A 22163-nucleotide genomic window follows, 5' to 3' on the forward strand; every position below is an offset into this window, starting at 1 on the left:
CCCGCGGCGGTCAATCGAGATAGCCCAGGTCCTGGAGCCGCCGCTCGACCGCGGCGTCGCGCTCCGCCGCGGCGGCCCCCGTCAGGTCGATCGCGCCGAGCCGGTCGTCAAGCGCCGACTCCAGCGGCCGCCACTCCGAACCCCTCGGATTCCGCGTCGGACGCTCTTCGTCCGGATCGTCGCCGAGGTCGAACCCGAGCAGGTCGCCGTCAGCGTTCCGGATCAGCTTCCGCTCGGGGGATCTGATCGCGACCTGAATCGCGTTCTCGTCGAGGCGACCCGGCGTTTTCGCCGTCGACGCGACCTCCGAGACGGCGAGCCGGTCGTCGAGCGTCTCGCCCTCGACGGCGGGGCGGAGCGATCGGCCCCTGAACGTCGACGGCGGGCTGACGCCGGCGTAGTCCAGGATCGTGGGCGCGACGTCGACGTGCTGGACCTGCCGGTCGACGACCGACGCGTCGATCGGCGCGTCGGCCGGCGGCCGGATCAAAAGCGGGACGCGGATCAGCTCGTCGTACAGCGCGGGCTCGTGGCCGACCTGGCCGTGCTCGAACAGCGCCTCGCCGTGGTCCGCGGTGACGACGACGAGCGTCTCGTCGTCGACGCGCGCCAGGAGCGGTTCGAGTTGCTCGTCGGCGTGTCTGACAGCGGCGGCGTAGAGGCGCTTCACGGCCTCGCGCTCGCGTTCGGAGAGCGCGTCGGGGTCGCGCTGCGCGCGGGTGACGAGCGCCGTGGGCGACGTCGAAAGCTCGGGGACGCCCATCTCCTCTCGGAGTCGCTTCGGCGGCGTGTACGGCGCGTGCGGCGTGAGGAGGTGGGTCCAAACGAACAGGTCGTCGGCGCGCGCGTCGAGCGCCTCGATCGCCGTCGACACCTCGTCGGGGCCGCCGCGGAACCGCTGCAGCGGCTCTTGTGCGTGCCGGTACAGCTTCTGTGCCGCGCGGTACGCCGGGTGATCGAGCCCGAACCGGTCGATCAGGAACTCGCGGGCGTCGTCGAGGAACGGGAGCCCGAACTCCCCGACGTCCTCGTAGAAGTCGTACCCGCGGCCGTAGCCGTACTTCTCGCCGAGCCAGGGGTTGCCGTGGACGCCCACGGCCCGCCAGCCGGCCTCCCGCAGTCGTTCGCTGACGAGGGTTCGGGCCGGATCGATCCGCTCGTACCCGCCGTAATCGAGCGGTAGCGTCGACGAGAACAGCGCCGGGAACGCGTAGGGCGTCGCCGGGCCGTGGCTCACGGCCTGGGTGAACACGGTCCCGCCCTCCGCGAAGGAGGCGAGCGCCGGGGTGTACTCCTCGGCCGCGTCGGGGGTGAACGATGCGTGGGAAGCGCGCCATGCGTCGATGGTGATGAGCAGTGTTTTCATTGGTAAACGCGGGAAGCGGTGAAGGTCACGGTGGTTGCGGCGCTCACGGCGCCGGCGGTGCTTTCGGCGGTTTCGGCGGTCGCGGTCGCTGTCGGGGCGTTCCCGATCGCGGTCGCGGTGGTCGGGAGTACCGTCGCGGTAGTCGCGACTGCCGCCGCGGCTGTCGCCGCCAGCGTCGGCTTCGCACGAGCCGAGACGCCCGCCGTCGCGGCGCCGTCGACGGTGGCGAAGCCGAGCCGCGGCGGATCCGCCTCGATCATCCCGCCGTCATCCCGCTCCGGGCGGGACTCATCCGGCGGGGGGAGCGACGGCGGGCGGACGCGCTCGTCCGTCGTGATCGCCCTCGTCGGGCCGTCGTAGCCGCGCTTGAAGATCCAGATCCCGTCCTCGTACCGGTACACCCCGTACTCCGTGCCGAGCCGGCCGTCGAAGGCCTCCCGGACCTGCCAGGACCAGTCGATCGGCCCGGTTTCGATCCGCGTGTCGACGAGGACGTACTCGGGCCGAATCGGCCCGTAGGCCCGCTGGTACTGCTCGAAGATGTCGGGGCGGACGACGTACGTCGCGCCGGGGCGCTCTGCGACGTGCGGGTAGACGTTGTTCTGCGTGAGGAGGGTTTCGTCCGCCGGGACCCGCTCTATGGCCTCCGAGAGCGTGTCCGTGTGCTCGTTCGTCCGCGGGACCACCTCCCGTTCTGCGCCGACGCTCGCGGCGCCGGCGACGTTCAACACGAGGACGACCACGAAGAGCCGAACCACCAGGGCGCGCGGAGCGCCGATCGGCCGAAATCGTCCGAGCACCCGGACCGCGCCGACGTAGACGAACGGGAGCAGGTAAAACGAGTAGTGCGCGCCGAACATGTAGTAGATCGGCCTCCCGGCGAACACCCAGGCGAACCCCAGAAACGGCGCGAGCGCGCCGATCGCCACCTCGTCGTTCGCCGAGAGGAAGAGCACGGGAACCAGGAGGAGGACGAAGAAGGCGAACTTCTGGAACACGTCGTAGGTGACGAGGTCGACGAGGAGCGCCGGGTTGCCGAGAACGACGCCGAAGAGGTCGCCGACGGTCGCGCGGGGGCCCTCGACGAACGGCTTGAGGGGGTCTGCGACCGACGAGTGGGGGATCCCGCCGAACCGGCTGAACCGGTCGATGACGAGCCCCGCGAGGAGGTAACTCGCCCCGGTGAGGCCCGCGCCGGCGGCGAACAGGGGGGCTTCATCCCGGAGTCGACCGGCGCGGTACGACGTGAGCGCGAGGCCCGCGAGCGCTCCGGCGACGATGAAGGCCATGAACTCGTTGGTGAGCAGGACGAGGGTCAGCAGGGCGAGAAACCGCCGGCGGGCCCCGTTGACGTAGGCGTGGTACGCGGCGAAGACGAGAACCGGTAAGAGGCACTGCTCCTGAAAGTCGAACAGCCACGCAGCCCACAGGAACGGGTTGAGCGCGTACGAGGCGGTGACGAGCGCGGCGAGGCGCTCGTCGCCCACTTCCCCGCGCGCGACGAACCAGAGCGCCGGCACGCTGGCGGCGACGACGAACGACTTGGCGACGAGCAGCGTGATCGGCGACGGAAAGAGCGCGTACAGGGGCAGGAACGCGAGCAGCGTCAGCGAAAAGTGCGCGCCCCAGTAGGAGCCGGACGGGTGGCTGAGCCGGTATTTGCCGTGCTGGAGGAACCCGTCCCCGCCGACCGTCGTCGCGAAGATGTGAACGTACGAACCGAAGTCGGCGCCGGTCAGCCAGAAGCTCCGGTAGAGCAGCGTCAGGTACACCGTGAACGCGACGAACAGGACACCGGACAGCGCGAAAACGTACCACGTCGAACGGTCCACGTCGGTCAACACGGGGTGATCATACACGAGCGCGGAGATTCGCGTCGTCATCGGTCAGCGTTACGCCCTCCGTTGCCGTCTCGGTTTGGACTGTTTGGACGGTTCGTACGGTTCGGTCCGTCACGATCCGGAGGGGGACCCTCGCGCACCAGCGTCGCGTCGTCGAGGACGACCGTCGCGTTCCTGTCGGTGCGGAATCCCCTGAACTCCACCTTGTCGATCGGCCTGTCGAGCGTGAACGTGAGGGTGACCTCCTGCCAGTCGTCGTCCGAGGGAACCGTCTGCCTCGCGACGACCCGGTGGCCGCTCCCGACGGCGACGTCGACGGCCGCGGCGGGGCGGTCGTCGTCCCCGTCATCCCCGGCGGCGTACACGTCGAACGTCACGTTGTACGTCCCCGATCCGAGGGTCTCGTACGGGCCGTACCAGATCACCTTCCCGCGCGGACCCCGCTCGGAGACGATCTCGCGGTCGGCCGCGTCGTAGCGGCCGGCGCCGATCTTGAACTCCCTCGCCTCGTACTCCTCCGAGTCGCCGTCGAACCACGTCCTGTCGGACGTGATCGCCGTCGGGGTACCGTCGTACCCGCGTTTGAAGATCCAGATCCCGTCCTCGTACCGGTACAGCCCGTACTCCGTGCCGAGGCGGTCGCCGAACACTTCGAGCACGACCGACGCCCAGTGGCCGTTGTAGTTCGTGTCGTAGAGCACGTACTCCTGTCTGATCGGGCCGTGCGCTTTCTCGTACTGCTCGGTGTCGTACGGGCTCACGACGAAGGTGGCGTTCGGCCGCGTGGCGACGTGCGGGTAGATGTTGTTCTGCGTCACGATCGACGCGTCCTCCGGGATCGTGTCGACCGCCGCCCGGAGCGTTTCGACGTGCTCCGTCTCCGGCGGGACGGGTTTCATGTTTCCGCCGGCGATCACCAGGCCGACGCCCGCGTTCAGGATCAGAACGACCGCCAGCGCGCGGACGAAGAGCCGCCGCGACGGTCGGAGGCCCGGGACGCTCGCGAACCACGCGAACCGCCCGGATCGCCCGGATCTCCCCGACCGCCCGGACCGCCCGGATCGCTCCGACCCTCCGGACCGCCCCGACTGACCCGGGGTCGCGGACGACCCCGTCGGGAACGAGACGTCCATGCGATCGAGGGCCCGCACCGCGCCGATGTAGACGAACGGCATGACGTAGAACGGGTAGTGCGCCGCGAACGTGTAGTACGCGTCCTTGCTCGCCAGGAGCCACGCGAACCCCAGGAACGGCGCGAGCGCCCCCAGGGTGAGCTCGTCGGTCGCCGCGAGGAACAGCACCGGCAGGAAGAAGGCGAACAGGAAGAGGACCTTTCTGTCGATGCCGACGGCGACCGCCTGGACGACCACGTCCGGGTTGGCGAGCGCGAGCGGCAACAGCGTGCTGATCGAGACTCGCGGGGCGAACTCGGCGACGAGCCCCTGGAGCGGGATCGCGAGCACGCGGACCGGGATGCCGGAGGCCGTGCTGTACTGCGAGATGACGTACCCCGAGAGGAGCTGTGCGAACAGCGTGAGCGCGAAGGCGGCGAGGAGGACCGGCCCCTCCTCGCGGAGGCGGCCGGCGCGGGCGACCGCGACCGTCAGGCCGACGAGGGAGCCGGCGACGACGAGGATCATGAACTCGTTCGTGAGCAGCGCGAGGAGGAGGAGGACGAGAAAGCCGAGGTAGCGCTCACGGCTGTACAGGTAGTACGCGCCGAAAACGAGAATCGGCAGGAGGCACTGCTCCTGGAAGTCGAACGACCACGCGGACCACAGGAACGGGTTGAACGCGTACGAGACGGTGACGAGCGCGGCGAGTCGATCGTCGTCGAGCGTCCGCCTGGCGAGGAACCACAGGAGCGGCACGCTGGCGGCGACGACGAACGACTTGGCGACGAGCAGCGTGATCGGCGACGGAAAGAGCGCGAAGATCGGCACGAAGGCGAGCAGCGTGAGCGTGAAGTGGCCGCCCCAGTACACGCCGCTGGGGTGCGTCGCCACGTACTTCCCCTGCTGGAGGAACCCCTCGCCGTTGACGGTCGTCCACATCATGTGGACGTAGGAGCCGAAGTCGGCGCCGGTGAGTTGAAAGCGGAGGTAGAGGAACGACGTGTAGACGGAGAAGACGACGAACAGCGTGGCCGCGAGCGCGAGCACGAGCCACGTGCTCCTGTCCAGACCGGGAACGCGAGCGTAGAGGGAGGCGCGGAACGTCCCCACGCCCGTCGCGGCGTCCTCCGGCCGCCAGACCCACCGCTCGCTCGCGCCGAACCCCCAGAAGATGCCGACGGCGATCGCGAGGAGGTTCGCGACGAGGTAGTGCATCCCGAACACCTCGACGAAGAGGATCAGCGCCGCGAGGCCCATCCCGATGCCGACGACGCGCGTCAGGACGTACTTCACGCCGCGGACAACCCACTCGCGGCGGCCGGGAGCGCCGCGTCCGTCCCAGGTCCACGAGTCGTTCATCGCGTAGTTGGCGAGGATGCTCAGCACGCGGCTGAGCGTTCCGCCGATGACGTACGAGAGGCCCGCGACGCCGGTCGCGAGGAACAGGACGCCCTGGTTGATCCCGACGCCGACGAGGCCGACGATGACGTACTGGACGAACCGCTTCGTCTGCCCCTCGGTGAGATCGAGGCGCTCGATGAACCGCGGGACGTTGCTCACGCGCCGGCCCTCCCGGCGGAGAGCAACAGCCGCTTCAGCTTCGGATAGATCACGTCGACGCCGTGCTCTTCGCCGTGGCGTCGGGCCGCCCGACAGCGCCGGTCGTACCCGTCTCCCCGCGCCCACTCCCGATGAACCGCTTCGATGGTGTCCACCATCTCCGACACGGTGTTACAGCGCAGGACGGCTTGTCCGTTTCCGACGTGAGTCGGGAGCGCCGTCGTGACGACCGGGGTCCCCGACGCGCACGCCTCGTTTATCACCATGCTGTCCGTGTCGACCCGGGCCGGGTGCAACACGAGGTGGGCGCGCGAGTACGCCGACGCGAGTTCGTCCTCGGTCAGGAATCCGAGGTCCTCGATCGCCGGTTCGTCGCTCGTCCCCGTCGCCTCGACCCGGATCTCCGCCGGGAGCCGACGGGCGATAGACCGGACGGTGTCCCAACCCTTCTCGCGGATGTGAGCGGCGGTGACGAGGACCGTAAAGTCCGCCGCGAGGGGCGCTCGATCGGGGTGGAACTGTTCGGTGTCGACGAAGTTCGGGATGTACACCGTGTTCGGGTGCGGGGACTCGAACGCCGGCGTGACGGTGTGGACCGCGTCGTACCGTCCGAGGTCCCACGGGCCGATGAGCCGGTAGAGCGCCTTCACCGCGGTCGGGACGGCTCCGTAGTGCGACTCGTACAGCCGCTTCGAGACGAACACCCACGAGTGAATTCCGGCGATAGACGCCGTCTCGCCGGTGAAAAACAGATTCGCGAGCGGCGCGTAGAACACGTACGCCGCGTCGAATCCGGAGAGGTCGTGCCGCCACGACTCCCGGTAGGGGACGCGCCGATCCAGCACGTCCCGGACGCCGACCCGGCGTTCGCCGTCGGGGGTGTACGGGAGCGATCGGATGGAGATGTCGACGCCGTCGGCGGCGAGCCGATTCGCGAGCGTGACGGCCCACTTCTCTCCGCCCCGGTAGTGCTCGACCGAGATGTGCGGACAGAGCGCTACGCGCACAGAAACCACTCCCCGCCGACGGACACACCCATTGAGAGAACAGGTCGGTCAGCGGACCCATTAGTATGGGCCCGTTAGCAACCGCTCGGCGGGAGAAACGGGATATTGACTCGAGGCGGCCGCGCTCAGCTCACTACTGCTTCCGTCCGAAGACGTTACCGCTCCCGTCGGAGGGCGCTACCGCTCCCGTCCGTCGGAAGGCGTCCGATCGAGGACGCGTTCCACCCGCCGTCTGGTCTCGACGGTCCGCTCGTCGCGGTACGCCCTGTGGGTTGTCTCGACGGACTTGTGCCGGAGGACGTCCTGTGCGAGTTCGGCGCTCCCCTCGGCGTAGAGCTGGTTCCCGAGCCCCCGGCGGGCGCCGTGCGGCTTGAGGTAGTCGCCGTCGATGTCGACCTCGGCCGCCTCGCAGAGCCGCCGCATGATCGCCCGGGCGCCGTTCGTCGAGACGCTGTTCGGGACGAGCCCGTGTTCCCTGATGAGTTCCCCGGGGTCGGCCGCGTCGAGCGCCGCCTCTATCCGACGGTCGCTCCAACCCGCCTCGGCGAGCCCCTCTCGGACGCAGGCGTACAGGCTCGGGGCGTGCGCCGTCGGGAACACGGGCCAGTCCCCGCGCGGCGGATCGAGCGCCCGCCGGTACCGACGGAGCCGGTCGGCGGCGTCGCGCGGGAGCTGGGCCCACTCGAACTCCCGGGACTTGCCGAACACGCGGAGCAGGCCGCGGTCGAAGTCGACGTCGTCCCACCGGAGTCCGCGGCGGCGGTCGTCGCCGGGGTCGCGGAACACCTCGGCCCCGCGAACGCCGGTCAGCGCGAGGGTGTACACGAGCGCCCGGTCGCGGAACGCCAGGAGCCGGTCGGATCGATCGCCGTCGAGGCTCGCGGCCGCCCGCTCGTCGACGTGCGCGAGGATGGCCTCCCGATCCTCGACGCTCCAGAACTGCCGCGCCCTGGTCCCGTGCGTCTCCGGGAGCGCGTCCGTAACTCGCCGGGGCTTCGCCGGGTTGGCGTCGAGCCGCTCGTCCTGAACGCACCACTCGAAGAACGCGCGCACGACGGTGAAGTACGGCCCGTCCGCCGCGGCGGAGCTCGCCGACAGGGGATCGTCGTCGTCGTTCGCCCGCCGGCGGAGCCACTGCGCGTACCGCCGGCAGTCGAGGACCTCGACGTCGGCGAGCCGGTCGACGCCGCGCTCGCGTCGGAGCCAATCCCGAAACAGCGTGAGGACGTGTTCGGTGCTCCGGCGGTAGTTCCCGGAGTCGATGCTCTCGACCCGGGCCCGGATCGCCTCGTCAAGGTCGGAAGATGAGACGGCATCGCCGCCGTCGAGGTCAGAGGACGAGGCGGCACTGCCGTCGAGATCGGTGGGCGAGACGGCATTCTCGCCGTCGAGATCGGTGGACGGAACGTCGGCGTCGCCGTCCCGATTCGAACCGGAGGTCTCGGTCGGCGTAGCCGACGAGTTCCCTCGAACGTCGTCGAACCGCTCCGAGTTCCGGTCGGACCGAGAACCGCGGCGCGTCTGTCGGCGACCGCGGTCGGGTTCCTCCGAATCCTGCGTCGAATCGACCATTCGTGATCGACCGACGGCGGAACGTCACGTAAATCTACTGCATCTTTGTGACCTAATCGACAGTGGATCGGGCGCGGGGAGAACCCTCAAAACCGCGTGACTGGCCTCCGGTGCGCCTTGATAAAGTACATGACGATATACAGATACCGATGCGGGCGAAGACGAGCACGCGCTCGCTTCTGTATCGCCGTGAGACAGCGCCGTTCGCCGCGCGACGGGCGCGACGCCAGCGAGTTCCGCGAATCCGGTAGGCGTCCGACGCTGCCGTGCGGCGAAGCGCGGTGAGCGCGTTTCCCCTCAAGCTGGCGTTAGACGTGCAGTCGCCGTTGAATGACCCGCGACGGAAACTCTCACGATGACGGAACCGATCGAGGAGAGGGCCCGAACGCCCGTCGGCCGGCGTCTACCCGCGGAAAAACGGGATTACTCCGGACATCTACCTTGCTCTTTTACATTTTATATTACCCATTTGAGAAGGTATTAAACCGGGCTCGTGTACGCGCCGCTTAAATAAACGTCCGCGTCCGCTCGCTCCGATCGCAATGCCGGCACAGCAAGCATCCGGGCTCGCGTTGCAGACGGGCCTTCAGGCGGTGCCGCAGTACCTACAGAACACGGTTTCGAACGTCGTCGCGTTCCTGCCGCGGCTGCTCGGCGCGCTCGTCATCCTCCTCATCGGGTGGATCATCGGGCGCGTCCTCGGCGGGGTCGTCCGAAGCCTGGTCGACCGATCCGAGATCGACAGGCGGTTGCAGAGCACGCCGATCGGTCGCGTCCTCGGGGGGACCGAACAGGCGGTCTCGGGCGCGTTCGGCAAGCTGACGGCGTACTACATCTACCTGCTGGCGATCCTCGCGGCCACGAACGCGCTCGCGATCCCGGTGCTCTCGCAGTGGGTCCAGCGGGCGGTCGCGTACGCCCCGGCGTTCATCGCCGGCGTGGTCGTCATCCTCCTCGGCTTCGTCCTGGCCGACTTCGTCGCCGACGTGGTCAGGCGAACCGACGCGGTCACGGGCTCGCGGATGACCGACATCTTCGCCGACGGGATCCGGTTCTTCCTGTACTTCACGGTGCTCGTGATCGGCCTCGACACCATGGGCGTCGACGTCCAGATCCTGTACCTGTTCGCGCGCGCGCTGGCGTTCGGGCTGGCGATCGGCCTCGCGCTCGCGGTCGGCATCGCCTTCGGGCTCGGCGGCCGCGACTACGTCTCGCAGAACGTGGACCGCTGGGCGGGCCGCGCCCAATCCGCCGCGAGTCAAGGTCAGACCGGCGGCGGGGCGCGAACGGACGGCGGCGACGACGCCTGATCGACCGAGGCGGCTCGCGCGTTTCTTTTCACCGTCACAATCGGCCGTCCGTGACATCGGGATGCGGATGGGGAGTACCCGCGTCGCCCGCCGGCGGTGAAGACGACCCCCTGCGCCCGAGTGAATCGATGACGCCGAGGTAGGGGTACCAGGTCCGCAGTCGGAGAATCTTGGGCTCGACGGCCGAAAGAAAGGAAACGCGTCCACCCGAACTGCGCCCATCCGAGGTCGTAAAATGGACGAGGAGCCAACGGATTCGCCCTCCGAACCGAGACGGAGAGGACGGCACGGTCGACGAGCGTTCCTGAAAAAAGCAGTCGCGACGAGCGCCGGCGCGTCGACGACCGCCGGGTGCGCCGCGGTTCCCGACGAACTGCTCCCGCGAAAGCGGGACCGGGAGTCGCGCCTGACGCCGGTCGCGAAGCTGCCGGACGACGTGACCCGTCCCTGGATCGGGCCGCAGTTCTGGAGCAACCGCCTCCAGGACTGGCGACTGCACGCGGGGAGGATCGAGTGTCTCCGCGGCGGAGCGAGCTACGAGGTCCGGACGGTGAGCGTGCTGACCCGGGAAATCGTTCCCGGGCGGCTCCGAGGGCACCTCCGCGTCACGACCGGCCTCGCGGGTCACCCCGAGCGAGACGGATTCTGCGGCTTCCTCATCGGCGTCGGGGATCGGGATCTGGATTACCGCGCCGCGGCGCTGGCGCAGCGCGGATCCGGAGAGGGAGGTGGATTTCTGTGCGCGTTCGAACGCGACGGCCGACTCCGGTTCCGCGAACACACGAACGAGGTCGAGCCCCTCGAATTCGGAGACCTTCCGGCGGAGGCGCGCTACCCCGACGGCGAACCGACCCGACCGGCCGCGGATGATCGCGTCCGTCTCGATCTCGAGGTCCTCCCGCGGGGGGACGACCGGTTCGACGTCCGACTGACGGCCCGAGACGCGGCGAACGGGGAGCACCTCGGGACGGCGATCCGACGCGACGTCGCGGAGGCGGCGGTGACGGGCGGGATCGCTCTCGTCTCCTCGCCGCCGGCTGAGCGGCCGGGGGCGCGGTGGTGGTTCCGGAATTTCCGGACCGGCGGCGGGAAGGTCGCCGAATACCCGAAGCGAACCTTCGGGCCCATCGCCGGCGCGCTGTACACGGTGAACGAGAACGTACTCAGGCTCTCGGCGCAGCTCGCGCCGATCGCCGACGACGAGGTACGGCGCCTCCGCCTCGACTATCGTCCGGCCGGAACCGCCGACTCGTGGAGGAGGGGTCCGACGGACGAGGTTCGGCCGGGCTACGCCGCGTTGTTCCGCCTCGACGACTGGGATCCGACCCGAGCCTGGGAGTATCGCGTCGTCTATCGGTCCAGAACCGGGGCGTCCGATACGTACCGCGGCCGGATACGCGAGGATCCCGGAGCTGGGGGTGGGAAGAGCCCGGGGAGCGGGGGCGTGGCGGATTCGGGGAGCGGAGGCGTGGCGGATTCGGGGATCGGGGACGATTCGAGGAACGAGGGTGAGAGCAATTCGAGGAACGGGGGCGAGAACGATCCGAGAAACGGAGTCGAGGACTTCAAAATCGGGCTGTTTAGCTGCACCGCGCCGACGGCTCGGGGGCTCGAAGCCGGCGGCGTCGACCCGAAAACCTCGGAGGACGCGCGGTTGGGGCGGTACACGCGGGACAACCTCTACTTCCCCTATCCGGATCTCGTGCGGAACGCCCGGCGGCAAGATCCGGATTTCCTCGTCTTCGCCGGCGATCAACTGTACCAGAACAACCCGACGCGGGTCGAGGGCCGCGAGAACCCGACCCTCGATTACCTGTACAAGTGGTATCTCTGGGTGTGGGCGTTCCGATCGCTGACCCGAACTCGGCCGACCGCGATCCTCGTCGACGACCACGACGTCTACCAGCAGAACCTGTGGGGCGAAAAAGGAAAGAGCGCGGCGCGAAACGTCTCCCGCGAGGGCGGCTACGTCGGAACCACCGACTTCGTCAACCTGGTTCAACGGACGCAGTGCAGCCACAATCCCGACCCGTACGATCCGACGCCGGTCAAACGCGGAATCGACGTCTACTACGCGTCGTTTCGCTACGGAGGCGTCGATTTCGCCCTCCTCGAGGATCGGAAGTTCAAATCGGATCCCCCGAGCGGCGACGGAGAGCGCGACGCGGACGAGTCGGAGCGATTGCTCGGCAGCAGACAGAAGCGGTTCCTCCGCGAGTGGATCGAGGACCTCGACGAAGACGCCGTGCCGATCTGCCTCAGCCAGAGCCTCTACGCGTGCGTCGAAACCGCGCCGGACGGGTCGCCCGCGACGGACCTCGACTCCAACGGGTACCCGCCCGAGGGCCGCGACGACGCGGTCCGACTCTTCCGGGAAGCCGGCGCTCTCGTGCTCTCGGGCGATCGCCACCTGGCGACGCTGGTTCGACACGGAATCGACGGACACGCCGACGGCGCCTTCGAGTTCAGCGGTCCCGCGAGCGCCTCACTGTACCAGCGCTGGTTCAACCCCCGGCCGCAGTCGGACGATCCGAGCGATCCGACCCTCGGCGAGTTCGTCGACACGTTCGGGAACAGAGTGCGGGTACACGCGGCGGCGAATCCGAGGCTCACGTTCGAAGCGTACCGACGGCGAAGGGAACGCGGACAGGCGATCGGCAACCGGGAGCTGAAACGGGAGGGGTACGGGCTCGTCCGGATCGATCGCGAAAACGAGCAGTGTCTGATCGAGTGTTGGCCCTGGAACGGAGATCCGACCGACGCTGCCGAGCAGTTTCCCGGATGGCCCTTCGAACTCCCGTTCGAGGAGTTCGGGAGCGGATCGGGGTGAGTCGGCTCTCGCGGACAAGGCGGTTACGGCTGTTCACCCACCCGGTTCACGCGCTGGGCTGTCCAGTTCGGGCGCGCGCGCTGCGGCCCTTGAGAGCGCTCCCGACGGCACCGCCGACGGCGCCCGGGATGGCGTACACGACGATGAACAGGAGTCCGAGTCCCAGGAGTCCGAGGCCGAGCAGCCCAGCGACGAGCGTCCCGATGACGACCAGCACCGCGAGGGCCAGGACGCTCCCGATCGTGGTCGCGAGCGCCCCGTGCAGCGCGCCGCGCCCGAGGGAACCTCCGGCGATGTACCCGGCGATGAGGCCGCCGAGCAGGCCGGTCAATCCCCACCCGATCGTCGGCAGCGTCGCGTCGGTGTACGGGACCGCAGCCCCGCTTAGCAGTCCGATGACGACAGTTCCGATGAGGCCGTAGATAACGGCTCGCCAGCTGATATTCATTCGAATTTACACCTCGAAAACTAAGTCGCGTTCCGAGGAGATATACGTATCCCAGCGGAGATAGAACTTCTCTCGAGCGGCCGGTGCAGGAGCGCTGACGGGGCGTTTTCTGGCGTCCCCACAGTGACACACGGATTACACGTCGGGGTTGGCACTCCGTATCGCAGTCGCGACCGGAGACTCGCGGCGTGAAACGCGCGAAAACCTCTTTTTTCCTGCGTCTCCCAGAACTCTCCGTGGACGTCCCCGCTCCATTCGTTCTCTGGCAGGCGACGTCGGAGCTCCCCCCGATCACGCCGGAGATCGTCGTCGTCTTCGCCGTCGCGGCTGTCGCCCTGCTTCTGTTTGTCACCGAATGGTTTCCGCCGGACGTCACCGCGATAATCGTCATGTTCGTCCTCATCGTCCTCGGCCCGTGGACGCAGATATCGACCGAGGAGGGAATCTCGGGTTTTTCGAACGACGCGACGATCACGGTTCTGGCGATGCTGATCCTCAGCTCGGGGATTACACGAACCGGGGCCGTGCAACGGCTCGGCGAGCGGCTGTCCGCGTTCGCCGGCGCGGACGAGCGCAGACAGCTCCTCGCGACGCTGGCGGTCGCGGGCGTCCCCTCCGGGTTCATCAACAACACCCCGATCGTGACGATGCTCATGCCGGTCATCTCGGACCTGGCAGAGCAGGGTAACACGTCCCCTTCGAAGCTCCTCATCCCGCTGTCGTACGCTTCGATGGTCGGCGGGATGCTCACGCTCGTCGGAACGTCCACGAATCTCGTCGCGAGCCAGGTGTCGGCGCGGCTGCTCGGGCATCCGTTTTCGATGTTCGAGTTCACGCAGCTCGGCGTCCTCGTCTTCGTCACCGGAACCCTCTACCTCGTCGCCGTCGGGACGCGGCTGATTCCGGAGCGCGTCAAGCCGAACGAGGACTTCGTCGAGGAGTACGAACTGGAGGGGTATCTGACCGAAGTCGTCGTCGATGCCGACTCGCCCATGATCGGACGGACGATCGAGGAGGCGATCGGGGAGTCGCCGTTCGACTTCGACGTCCTGCGGTTGATCCGAGACGGCGACACGGTCGTCGAGCCCGGATCGAAGCTGGAGATCCGGGCCGGCGATCTACTCGTCGTTCGCGTCGGACTCGACACCCTCCGACGGCTCATCGTCACCGAAGGGCTGTCGGTCGCCCCCGCGGCGACGGTGACCGAGGAGGAGCTGAGCCGGGACGGAGAGGAGCGGACCATCGCGGAACTCGTCGTTCCGTCGTGGTCCGCACTCGTCGATCAAACGCTGTCGACCGCCGCGTTCCACGATCGCTACGACGCGACCGTCCTCGCGCTGCGTCGCGGCGGGGACATCCTCCGCGAGCGGATGGAGCGGACGCCGCTCGAGAGCGGGGACACGCTCTTAGTCCAGGCGACGTCGGACACGCTCAACCGCCTCGCGACGAACCGTGATTTCATCGTCGTCCAGGAGGTGTCCGATCCGGACTACCGGACCTCCAAAGCGCCGCTCGCGGTCGCGATCGTCCTCGCGGTCGTCGCGGTCGCGGCGATCGGCGCGACGGACATCCTCGTCGCGGCGCTCGGCGGCGTCGTGGCGATGATCCTCGTCGGGATCACGAAACCGCACGAGATCTACGACGCCGTCGAGTGGAACGTCATCTTTCTGATCGCGGGGCTGATCCCGCTCGGAATCGCGTTCGAGCAAACCGGGGCCGCGGCGCTCCTCGGCGCAGTCGTCGCAATGAGCGCCGATTTCCTCCCCGCGATCGGCGTGCTGTGGGTGTTCTACGTCATGACGACGCTCGTGACGGCGCTCGTCAGCAACAGCGCGAGCGTCATCCTCATGCTCCCGATCGCGATCGAGACGGCCAACCGCGTCGGATCCGAGCCGTTCTCGTTCGTGCTCGCCGTCACCTTCGCCGCGAGCGCCGACTTCATGACCCCGATCGGCTACCAGACGAATCTACTCGTCTACGGCCCCGGCGGGTACAAGTTCACGGACTACTTCCGCATCGGCGCGCCGCTTCAGGTGATCCTCTCCGTCGTGACGGTGCTCGGAATCGCGTTCTTCTGGGGCGTTTGAGGGTATCTCGTAGCGTTTGACAAATCCGAGAACACGCACCTACGCGCGATACGGATCCGTCGCGGTGTCGAGCCGGTAGAGATCGTCAACCGCGTCGAAATCGTCGTCGAAGGCGTATAGGTACGCGATTCCTTCGTCCTGCGCGTGTGCGACCAGAGCCGCGTCGACGAACGAGAGCCCCGGGTACGCGCGGAACACGGACTTCGCGCGCGCGAACGACTCCGCGGTGAGGCGACCGGGGTGGAACCGGGAGTTCTCCTCGATCCGACGGAGGAAGTCGACCGCCGAGTCGTGAGACGCCTTTCGCACGAGCCCGTTGAGGGTCTCCGCGAGGACGTAGTCGAGGACGATCGCTTCGGGGAGATCGCCGCCGTCGACGCCTTTCAGAATCGGAAGAGCGGATTCGTGGTGCGCGTCTCGCGGGTACACGGCGGCAAAGAGGACGGTCGTGTCGACGAGCGCCCGTCGCATCGCTACTTCAAACCCCGGGTGCGTCGCATCGTTACTCCAGTCCCCAGGTGTCGTGGTCGGCCGCGACGTCGGTCGGTTCGCCGTCGACGTCGTATCCGGAAAAATCAGCGAACGTTCCGGTCCGGCGGTGGATCACCTCGACGCGCAGGGTCCCGTTGTCTTCGAGAACCCACCGGAGCTGATCGCCGTCCTCGATGTCGAGTGCGCGCCGGATGTGGGCCGGGATGTTCGCCTGGTTTCCCGACACCTTGCTTTCGGCGTCGACCGGATTGCTGCTCATCACCTCCGCGTTGGGGAGTCGGACGTATAAATGTAGTGTGCGACCACACTAATTCGGCTAGCGGATCGAACGGCGTACGGGCTGTGACCACGTTTCCCGGCACGACCGTCCAGCGAATTACGATTCGTACGGCCTTGTTGAAACCCTTCGTCGCAGACATTCGCGAGAGGCTCTCTCTTGCCCGCTCACAACCACAGCTGCAGAACCTGTCGTTATACGAAACCGCAGGACGTGAAGAGGGTTTCAACAGAGCCATTCGTACGGATTTATGCGCCCGGTAGGCCGGTTTCGCGCGGCATTCCGGCGATCTCCGTCGTGTGGCGATTTCAGAATTCAGACTGGTCGATCGGGCGAAATCTCATTTCGGATAGCCCGGTTCGTTTGGAGAGTTATGATGGATTTGAGAGCACGGATAGGTTTGATAGTTCGTTCGTTTTTGACATCCAGGTGGAAGTTCGTGGGGGGTTTTGTGGAGGTTCGTGGAACGGGGCGAACCATGCTTATGACCGCGCTTGGCAACGTAAGAGATGCTGAACGAAAGTGGGGTCCGGTAGTTTTCGAACTCGGGCGTCCTGACGGATAACGTAGATTGGAGGGACCGGATTTAGGGAGATCGGATAGTTTGTACGTGCGAAGTGGGTTTGAGAGATTGGCCGGGAAAGCTGGTAAAAGAGTCCGAAAGTAGGATGAGCGGGCGTTTTTGAGCGACAGACGAACAACCTCGTTCGGACGGACAACAGAACCTTCGATGAACGATAGGACGGGGTTTTGATATACAAATCGTCAGAGACGGTGTGGGTATGCGAACCATTTCAGAGAGTATTGATATACAAACCAGTTGAGAGAGTTTTGATAGACGAACTGACCGAGACGATTCTGATAGACGAAGAGAATGAGGAACCTGACCGTCGAATTCGCCTCCGAAACTCCGAGACCGCTCGATCCGTCCCGGCGCATTCGCCGAAGGCGACGAAACCAGCGGTAGGGCCGCGAACGCGCGCTTTTAAAAGCGTCTGACGCAGTATTAAGGTCAATCGAGTGTACAAAGCAGTTTGTATGAACGAACCGGCCAAACTGTGCGTGTCGAATCAGAAGGGAGGGGTTGGGAAGACGACGGTCGCGATAAACGTCGCCGGGGCGCTGAACGAGCTGGGACACGACGTGCTGTTCGTCGATCTCGACCCGCAGGGAAACGCGACGGAGGGACTCGGACTCGTAGAGGAGTACGAAGCGTCGCCGCCGAGCCTCTTCGACGTGCTCACGGACGCGGACGAACGGACGGCGATCTCCTCGCTTGTCGTCGAACACGCCGAGATGGACGTCGTTCCGAGCAACATCGACATGACCGCGGTCGAGCCCGAGCTCGTGCTGGCGCGGCGCGGCGGCGAGCGGTTGGCCCTCGCGCTGGAAGAGATCGAAGGGTCGTACGACTACGTCATCGTCGATTGCCCCCCGCACCTCGGCTACCTCGCGGACAACGCTCTCTACGCGACGCGAAACGTCCTCATCCCGGCGTTGGCCGAGAGCACGAGCAAGCGGGCGCTGGAACTCCTCTTCGACCACGTAGAGAGCCTCGAGAGAGACTACGAGATCACGATTCGAGAGCGCGGGGTCGTCGCGAACCGAGTCGAGGAGACGAACGAGGCCCGAGAGATGATGGGCTGGTTCGAACAGGCGTTCCCCGATATCCCGGTGTGGGAGATTCGAAAACGGGTGGCGCTCCAGCGCGCGTTCACAGCCGGGACCTCGGTCTTCGAGTTCGACCCGGACCTCGACATGGCGTCGGCGTTCCTCGAAATCGGAACGGAGCTCGACGAACAGTTCGGCCGGACGGAGGTTCGCGTATGAGCGACGACGAAAGTCGGGCCGAAAGGCTCCGGCGGCGGCGAGCAGTACAGCGCGCGCGATCCCAGCAGATCGAACTGGACGAGAAAGATGCGAGGCTCGAACGAGACGAGCGAGATGGGCGAAATGGACGAGATGGACGAGGTGGACGAGACAACCAGACCGAGGAAAGCGCCTCGGTCGGCTCGGCGGGGGCTGAAACAGGAGAAAAACGGAAGACGCAGGTGGCAAAAGAGGCAGAAGAGACGGAAGAGACAGAAGAGACGGGAAGGGCCGGACAGGTATCGGGAGAAACAGCGGAGTCGACACGAGAAACCGACGAAGGGCGGTCGGACCGCTCGACGTCGAGCGTCAAGGACGAGCAGGTGGGAACCTACATGTATCTCCCGAAACGCCAGAAGAAGGAGATCGAACGGGCGTACACAGTCCTGAAGGCCGAGTACGAGTACGAGTACGACGCCGATTTCGAGAAGAATCGGCACTTCTTCCCGTTGCTCGTCCAGCGCGGGTTAGACGGATTAGATGGTTTGGACGTCTCGGAGGTCCGGGATCAACTCTCCGAATTCGATCGATAGCATCTAACACCACTTCGTCCGCTGTTAAATCGGCCTCGCGCCAATATGTGAGCGTTAGTCGCAATGTGTGAGCGTTAATCGTAATGTGTGAGCGGTAGTCGTTGCGTGGACACCACCATGTCCGCTGTTAGGTCGGACTGCGTCGTCCGGCGGCGTTCCAAGGATCCTCGAAGCACACTCACACCACTGTGTCCGCAGTTCTGCCGTCGAAGCCGATGTCGGTCCGAAGGGAGAATCACGGGAACTCCTCTCACCCTCGGATCCGTCTTCAACTTTGTCGGATCCAGCTTCAACTTCGAATCTGCTTCAACTCCAAATTCGCTTCAACTTCAAATCCACTTCAACCCCGGATCAGTTTCCGGTCTAGTCGGTGATCCGTTTCCGTTCCGCGCCGTGTTACGACTCGACGTACTATCGGTCTTCCCTCCTACCGTATGTTTATCGTCCGTCATTTTCCCCGCCCTCGCGTTTTCTTCTACACCCTCACACCACTATGTCCGCTGTTCTGGCTCCGAAGTGACACCGTCGGTCAGAGAAATACGCCTACTTCGACCGCTATATTTTCCTCTGATTTTTGTATTTTTTGCCGTAACTGCAATACGGACTAACTCTCCCCTAAAACGCTTAAATCTTTTCTTATCTATCTAGGGCTCTGACCGCCCTCCTCTCTCATGTTCGTTTCTCCGGACATGGTGGAGGGGGTGTGTCCCCACAAGTATTTATATAGGATAAGAACAGCGGACACTCCGGACACTGCGGACGCGGTGGTTTTATTAGGCTCATCTCCGACGTGAGGAGTATGGCGCTGTTCGAGCGGGATCAGCACATCTACCGGGATCGAGACGCCCTCCGCGAGGACTACCAACCGGAAGAACTCGTCGGACGCGACGAGGAACTGCAGACGTTCCAGGCCGCACTCCAGCCCGTAATCAACGGCGAACAGCCGAACAACATCTTCATCTACGGTAAGACAGGCGTGGGAAAGACGGCGGCGACGCGATATCTTCTAAGTCATCTGAAGCAGGACGCGGCCCAGTACGATGATCTGGATCTCAGCGTCGTGTTCCTGAACTGCGACGGTCTGACGAGTTCCTACCAGATCGCCACGCATCTCGTGAACGAACTCCGCTCGGAGACGAACCAGATTAGCACGACCGGCTATCCGCTGGCGTCGGTCTACGAGATGCTCTGGAACGAACTCGACGACCGCACCGGCACTGTCCTGATAGTGCTCGACGAGATCGACCACGTTCAGGACGACAGCATCCTCTATCAGCTCCCGCGCGCCCGAGCGAACGGGAACCTCGAACGGGCGAAGGTCGGGCTCATCGGCATTTCGAACGACTTCTCCTTCCGGGACGACCTCTCTCCGAAAGTCAAAAGTTCGCTGTGCGAGCAGGAGATCCACTTTCCGGCGTACAACGCGACGAACCTCCGGGCGATTCTACAACAGCGCTCGCAAGTCGCGTTCCACGAGGGCGTCCTGTCCTCCGAGGTCATCCCGCTCTGTGCGGCGTACGGCGCGAAAGACGCCGGCGACGCGCGCCAGTCGATCGACCTGCTGATGAAGGCCGGCGACCTCGCCCGCGAAGAGGGCGCCGACCTCGTCGTCGAAGACCACGTGAAGAACGGCCGTCGATCGCTCGAACGGGGACGGATCAAAGAGGGGATCATGGGACTCACGGAACACGGGCACCTCGTCCTCTACGCGCTCCTGACCCTCGACCTCGAAGGCGAGACGCCGATCCGGTCGCGCGACGTCCGTCCTCGGTACACTCGATTCGCCGAAATGGCGAACCGCGATCCGCTCGTCCCGCGGCGCATGCGCGATCACCTGAGCGAACTCGCGATGCTCGGCATCATCTCGGTGACCGAGCGAAACGAGGGCCGCCGCGGCGGAACGTACCGCGAGTACGCGCTGGACATGGACGTGAACCTGATCCTCTCGGCGATGGACGAGACGGTCGAACTCGTCGGCGTCCACGAGTCCCTCTCCGAGTACATCGATCCGAGTGACTCGGCCGAAAGCGCTCCCTCCGACTCGTTTTCGTTTTCCGATTCGATCTCGTCCTCGGACTCGCTTTCCCCGGACGCTTAGTCGTCCGCGACGACGTATCCCGCGACGCCGTATCCTATCAGAAAAAAGATAAAAATCATGGAAAAACCGACGAGGGGGGCGCTACTATCAGCCGGTCTCAGCTCTCGCCGGTGTCATCTCTCATTCGCGCAGCTTTGGCGACGTTCGAGCGGTCGTCCAACACCACCGTGTCCGAAGTAATCGGGACTTACTGGCTTTGTACGCGCGCATATCGCGGTAATCGAACGAGAAATATGAGGCGGTCGCCGCAGCGGGAGAACAGCGGACAGAGTGGTGTTCCGCTCGGCGGTAAGGGATCACTACAGCCGGTGAACGGCCTCTCCCACCCCGAAAACCATAATCCAGATGATTGTTTTCTGCTCCATCGATTCGGATCTTCTCGGTTTCCACGACGTTCGAATGATGGCGAACCGCGACCCTCACACTCCGTTCGCTTCGCCGTCACGCCGCTGATTTCACTCGCGGCGTCGATCGGCTGTCGAAAGAGGAGAAAAGCAGGTGGCCTGCAAGCCGACATCCGGGCACGTGTCGGCGGTGCGTCCGAAGCGTTACCAACGGACGCTACCCGTATACATGGCCGTGGCCCACTTTGTTATCGACCGGTTATTCCGACGAACGCGGGCGTTACACTCGCTTAATCCGTCGCTGCCCCGTTCGGTCCCACCGCTGTCTGTTCTACGTCTCACAGCTGTCCGTTTTACGTCTCACGGCTGTCCGTTCTACGTCCCACCGCTATCTGTTCTACGTCTCACCGCTGTCCGTTCTACGTTCTGCGGCGACTCTTCGGTGTCGTCCGCTGCGTACCCGGTATCGCACCCGCACCGGCGACTTAGTTGACCGCTTCCATCTGCTCTCGGTAGTGGTTGCGGATCGTCACGTCCGTCACCTGCGCGACGTCGGCGACTTCCTTCTGCGTCAGGTTCGTGTCCGAGATGACCGCCGCGGCGTAGATCGCCGCCGCGGCGTAACCAGACGGAGACTTCCCAGAGTGGAGGCCGCGCGACGTCGTCTGCGTGAGGATATCGCGCGCCTGCGCCTGCACCTCGTGGCTGACGCCGAGCTTCGAGCAGAATCGGGGGAGGTACTGACCGGGATCCGTCGGTTCGAGCTGCAGGTCGAGCTCGTTTGCGACGTACCGGTACGCCCGTCCGATCTCGCGGCGCTCGACCCGCGACACGGACTCGACCTCCTCGAGGCTGCGCGGGATGTCGCTCATCCGGCAGGCCGCGTACAGCGAGCCGGTCGCGATCCCCTCGATCGAGCGTCCCCTGATGAGATCCTTGGCGAGCGCCTTGCGGTAGATGACGGCGGCCATCTCGCGCACGGAGTCCGGAATTCCGAGCGCGCTCGACATCCGGTCGATCTCCGTGAGCGCGCACTTCAGGTTCCGTTCGTTCGCGTTGCGCGTTCGGATGCGCTCCTGCCACGTCCGCATGCGCGACAGTCGTCGACGCTTCTCCGAGTCGATCAGACGGCCGTTGGCGTCGCGGTCGCCGTAGCCGATCGCCGTCGTCAGACCCATGTCGTGGATCCGCTGGGAGACGGGCGCGCCGACCCTGGACTTGCTGTCCCGCTCCTGTTCGCTGAAGGAGCGCCACTCGGCGCCGCGGTCGATCGCGCTCTCGTCGACGACGAGCCCGCACGACCGACAGACGAGCTCCCCTCGCTCGGTGTCCGAAACGAGTTCGCCTTCGCAGTCTGGACACCCCTCCTGCTCTCTGGCCGGATTCGGCTGCTCGACGGTCCGCGTCATCGTTT

General features: G+C 65.7%; 15 protein-coding genes. 6 read left to right on the top strand and 9 right to left on the bottom strand.

Annotated elements, in window-relative coordinates; genetic code table 11:
* Positions 1-10: 10 nt before the first annotated feature.
* The 5 genes from CNO20_RS21970 to CNO20_RS21990 form a co-directional block, all read right to left on the bottom strand.
* Complete coding sequence (locus CNO20_RS21970; protein WP_101298353.1) at positions 11-1366, bottom strand: sulfatase; 1356 nt, start codon at positions 1364-1366, stop codon at positions 11-13.
* A complete protein-coding gene (locus tag CNO20_RS21975; protein WP_199174967.1) occupies positions 1363-3249 on the bottom strand; it encodes a DUF2079 domain-containing protein in 1887 nt (628 codons plus the stop codon). Before CNO20_RS21975 ends, CNO20_RS21970 begins: the two co-directional genes overlap by 4 nt.
* Positions 3246-5882, bottom strand: a complete 2637-nt coding sequence (locus CNO20_RS21980; protein ID WP_101298354.1) for a GtrA family protein — start codon at positions 5880-5882, stop codon at positions 3246-3248. Before CNO20_RS21980 ends, CNO20_RS21975 begins: the two co-directional genes overlap by 4 nt.
* Complete coding sequence (locus CNO20_RS21985; RefSeq protein WP_101298355.1) at positions 5879-6898, bottom strand: glycosyltransferase family 4 protein; 1020 nt, start codon at positions 6896-6898, stop codon at positions 5879-5881. The genes CNO20_RS21980 and CNO20_RS21985 overlap by 4 nt, the downstream gene beginning before the upstream one ends.
* 168 nt (positions 6899-7066) lie before the next feature.
* Positions 7067-8461, bottom strand: a complete 1395-nt coding sequence (locus tag CNO20_RS21990) for a tyrosine-type recombinase/integrase (protein WP_101298356.1) — start codon at positions 8459-8461, stop codon at positions 7067-7069.
* A gap of 542 nt (positions 8462-9003) precedes the next feature.
* Between CNO20_RS21990 and CNO20_RS21995 the strand changes: the two genes are divergently transcribed.
* Entirely contained in the window at positions 9004-9771 is a 768-nt protein-coding gene (locus CNO20_RS21995; protein ID WP_101298357.1) for a mechanosensitive ion channel family protein, read from the top strand.
* A 235-nt stretch (positions 9772-10006) separates the two neighbouring features.
* The gene (locus CNO20_RS22000; protein WP_101298358.1) at positions 10007-12601 is read left to right on the top strand and encodes an alkaline phosphatase D family protein; all 2595 of its coding nucleotides are present in this window, start codon (positions 10007-10009) and stop codon (positions 12599-12601) included.
* Positions 12602-12647: 46 nt separating this feature from the next.
* Here the strand turns inward: CNO20_RS22000 and CNO20_RS22005 are convergent, their stop codons facing one another.
* Positions 12648-13049: a DUF5518 domain-containing protein gene (locus CNO20_RS22005; RefSeq protein WP_101298359.1), complete on the bottom strand. Its 402-nt coding sequence runs from the start codon at positions 13047-13049 to the stop codon at positions 12648-12650.
* A 236-nt stretch (positions 13050-13285) separates the two neighbouring features.
* Here CNO20_RS22005 and CNO20_RS22010 point away from each other — a divergent pair, with 236 nt between their 5' ends.
* Positions 13286-15136, top strand: coding sequence for an SLC13 family permease (locus tag CNO20_RS22010; protein ID WP_394337281.1), 1851 nt, complete (start codon positions 13286-13288; stop codon positions 15134-15136).
* Between the two features lie 39 nt (positions 15137-15175).
* Here the strand turns inward: CNO20_RS22010 and CNO20_RS22015 are convergent, their stop codons facing one another.
* Entirely contained in the window at positions 15176-15607 is a 432-nt protein-coding gene (locus CNO20_RS22015) for a type II toxin-antitoxin system VapC family toxin (protein WP_101298360.1), read from the bottom strand.
* 31 nt (positions 15608-15638) lie between these two features.
* Entirely contained in the window at positions 15639-15887 is a 249-nt protein-coding gene (locus CNO20_RS22020) for an AbrB/MazE/SpoVT family DNA-binding domain-containing protein (protein WP_101298361.1), read from the bottom strand.
* Positions 15888-16943: 1056 nt separating this feature from the next.
* Here CNO20_RS22020 and CNO20_RS22025 point away from each other — a divergent pair.
* The 3 genes from CNO20_RS22025 (at position 16944) to CNO20_RS22035 (ending at position 20405) form a co-directional block, all read left to right on the top strand.
* The gene (locus CNO20_RS22025) at positions 16944-17735 is read left to right on the top strand and encodes a ParA family protein (RefSeq protein ID WP_101298362.1); all 792 of its coding nucleotides are present in this window, start codon (positions 16944-16946) and stop codon (positions 17733-17735) included.
* A 221-nt stretch (positions 17736-17956) separates the two neighbouring features.
* Positions 17957-18307, top strand: coding sequence for a DUF8160 family protein (locus tag CNO20_RS24000; protein WP_233204290.1), 351 nt, complete (start codon positions 17957-17959; stop codon positions 18305-18307).
* Between the two features lie 799 nt (positions 18308-19106).
* The gene (locus tag CNO20_RS22035) at positions 19107-20405 is read left to right on the top strand and encodes an orc1/cdc6 family replication initiation protein (RefSeq protein ID WP_101298364.1); all 1299 of its coding nucleotides are present in this window, start codon (positions 19107-19109) and stop codon (positions 20403-20405) included.
* 829 nt (positions 20406-21234) lie between these two features.
* Here the strand turns inward: CNO20_RS22035 and CNO20_RS22040 are convergent.
* Positions 21235-22158 (bottom strand): transcription initiation factor IIB, encoded by a 924-nt coding sequence (locus CNO20_RS22040; RefSeq protein WP_101298365.1) that lies wholly within the window; start codon positions 22156-22158, stop codon positions 21235-21237.
* Positions 22159-22163 lie beyond the last annotated feature (5 nt).

This window comes from Halegenticoccus soli (assembly GCF_002844195.1).
GTDB classification, from domain to species: Archaea; Halobacteriota; Halobacteria; order Halobacteriales; family Haloferacaceae; genus Halegenticoccus; species Halegenticoccus soli.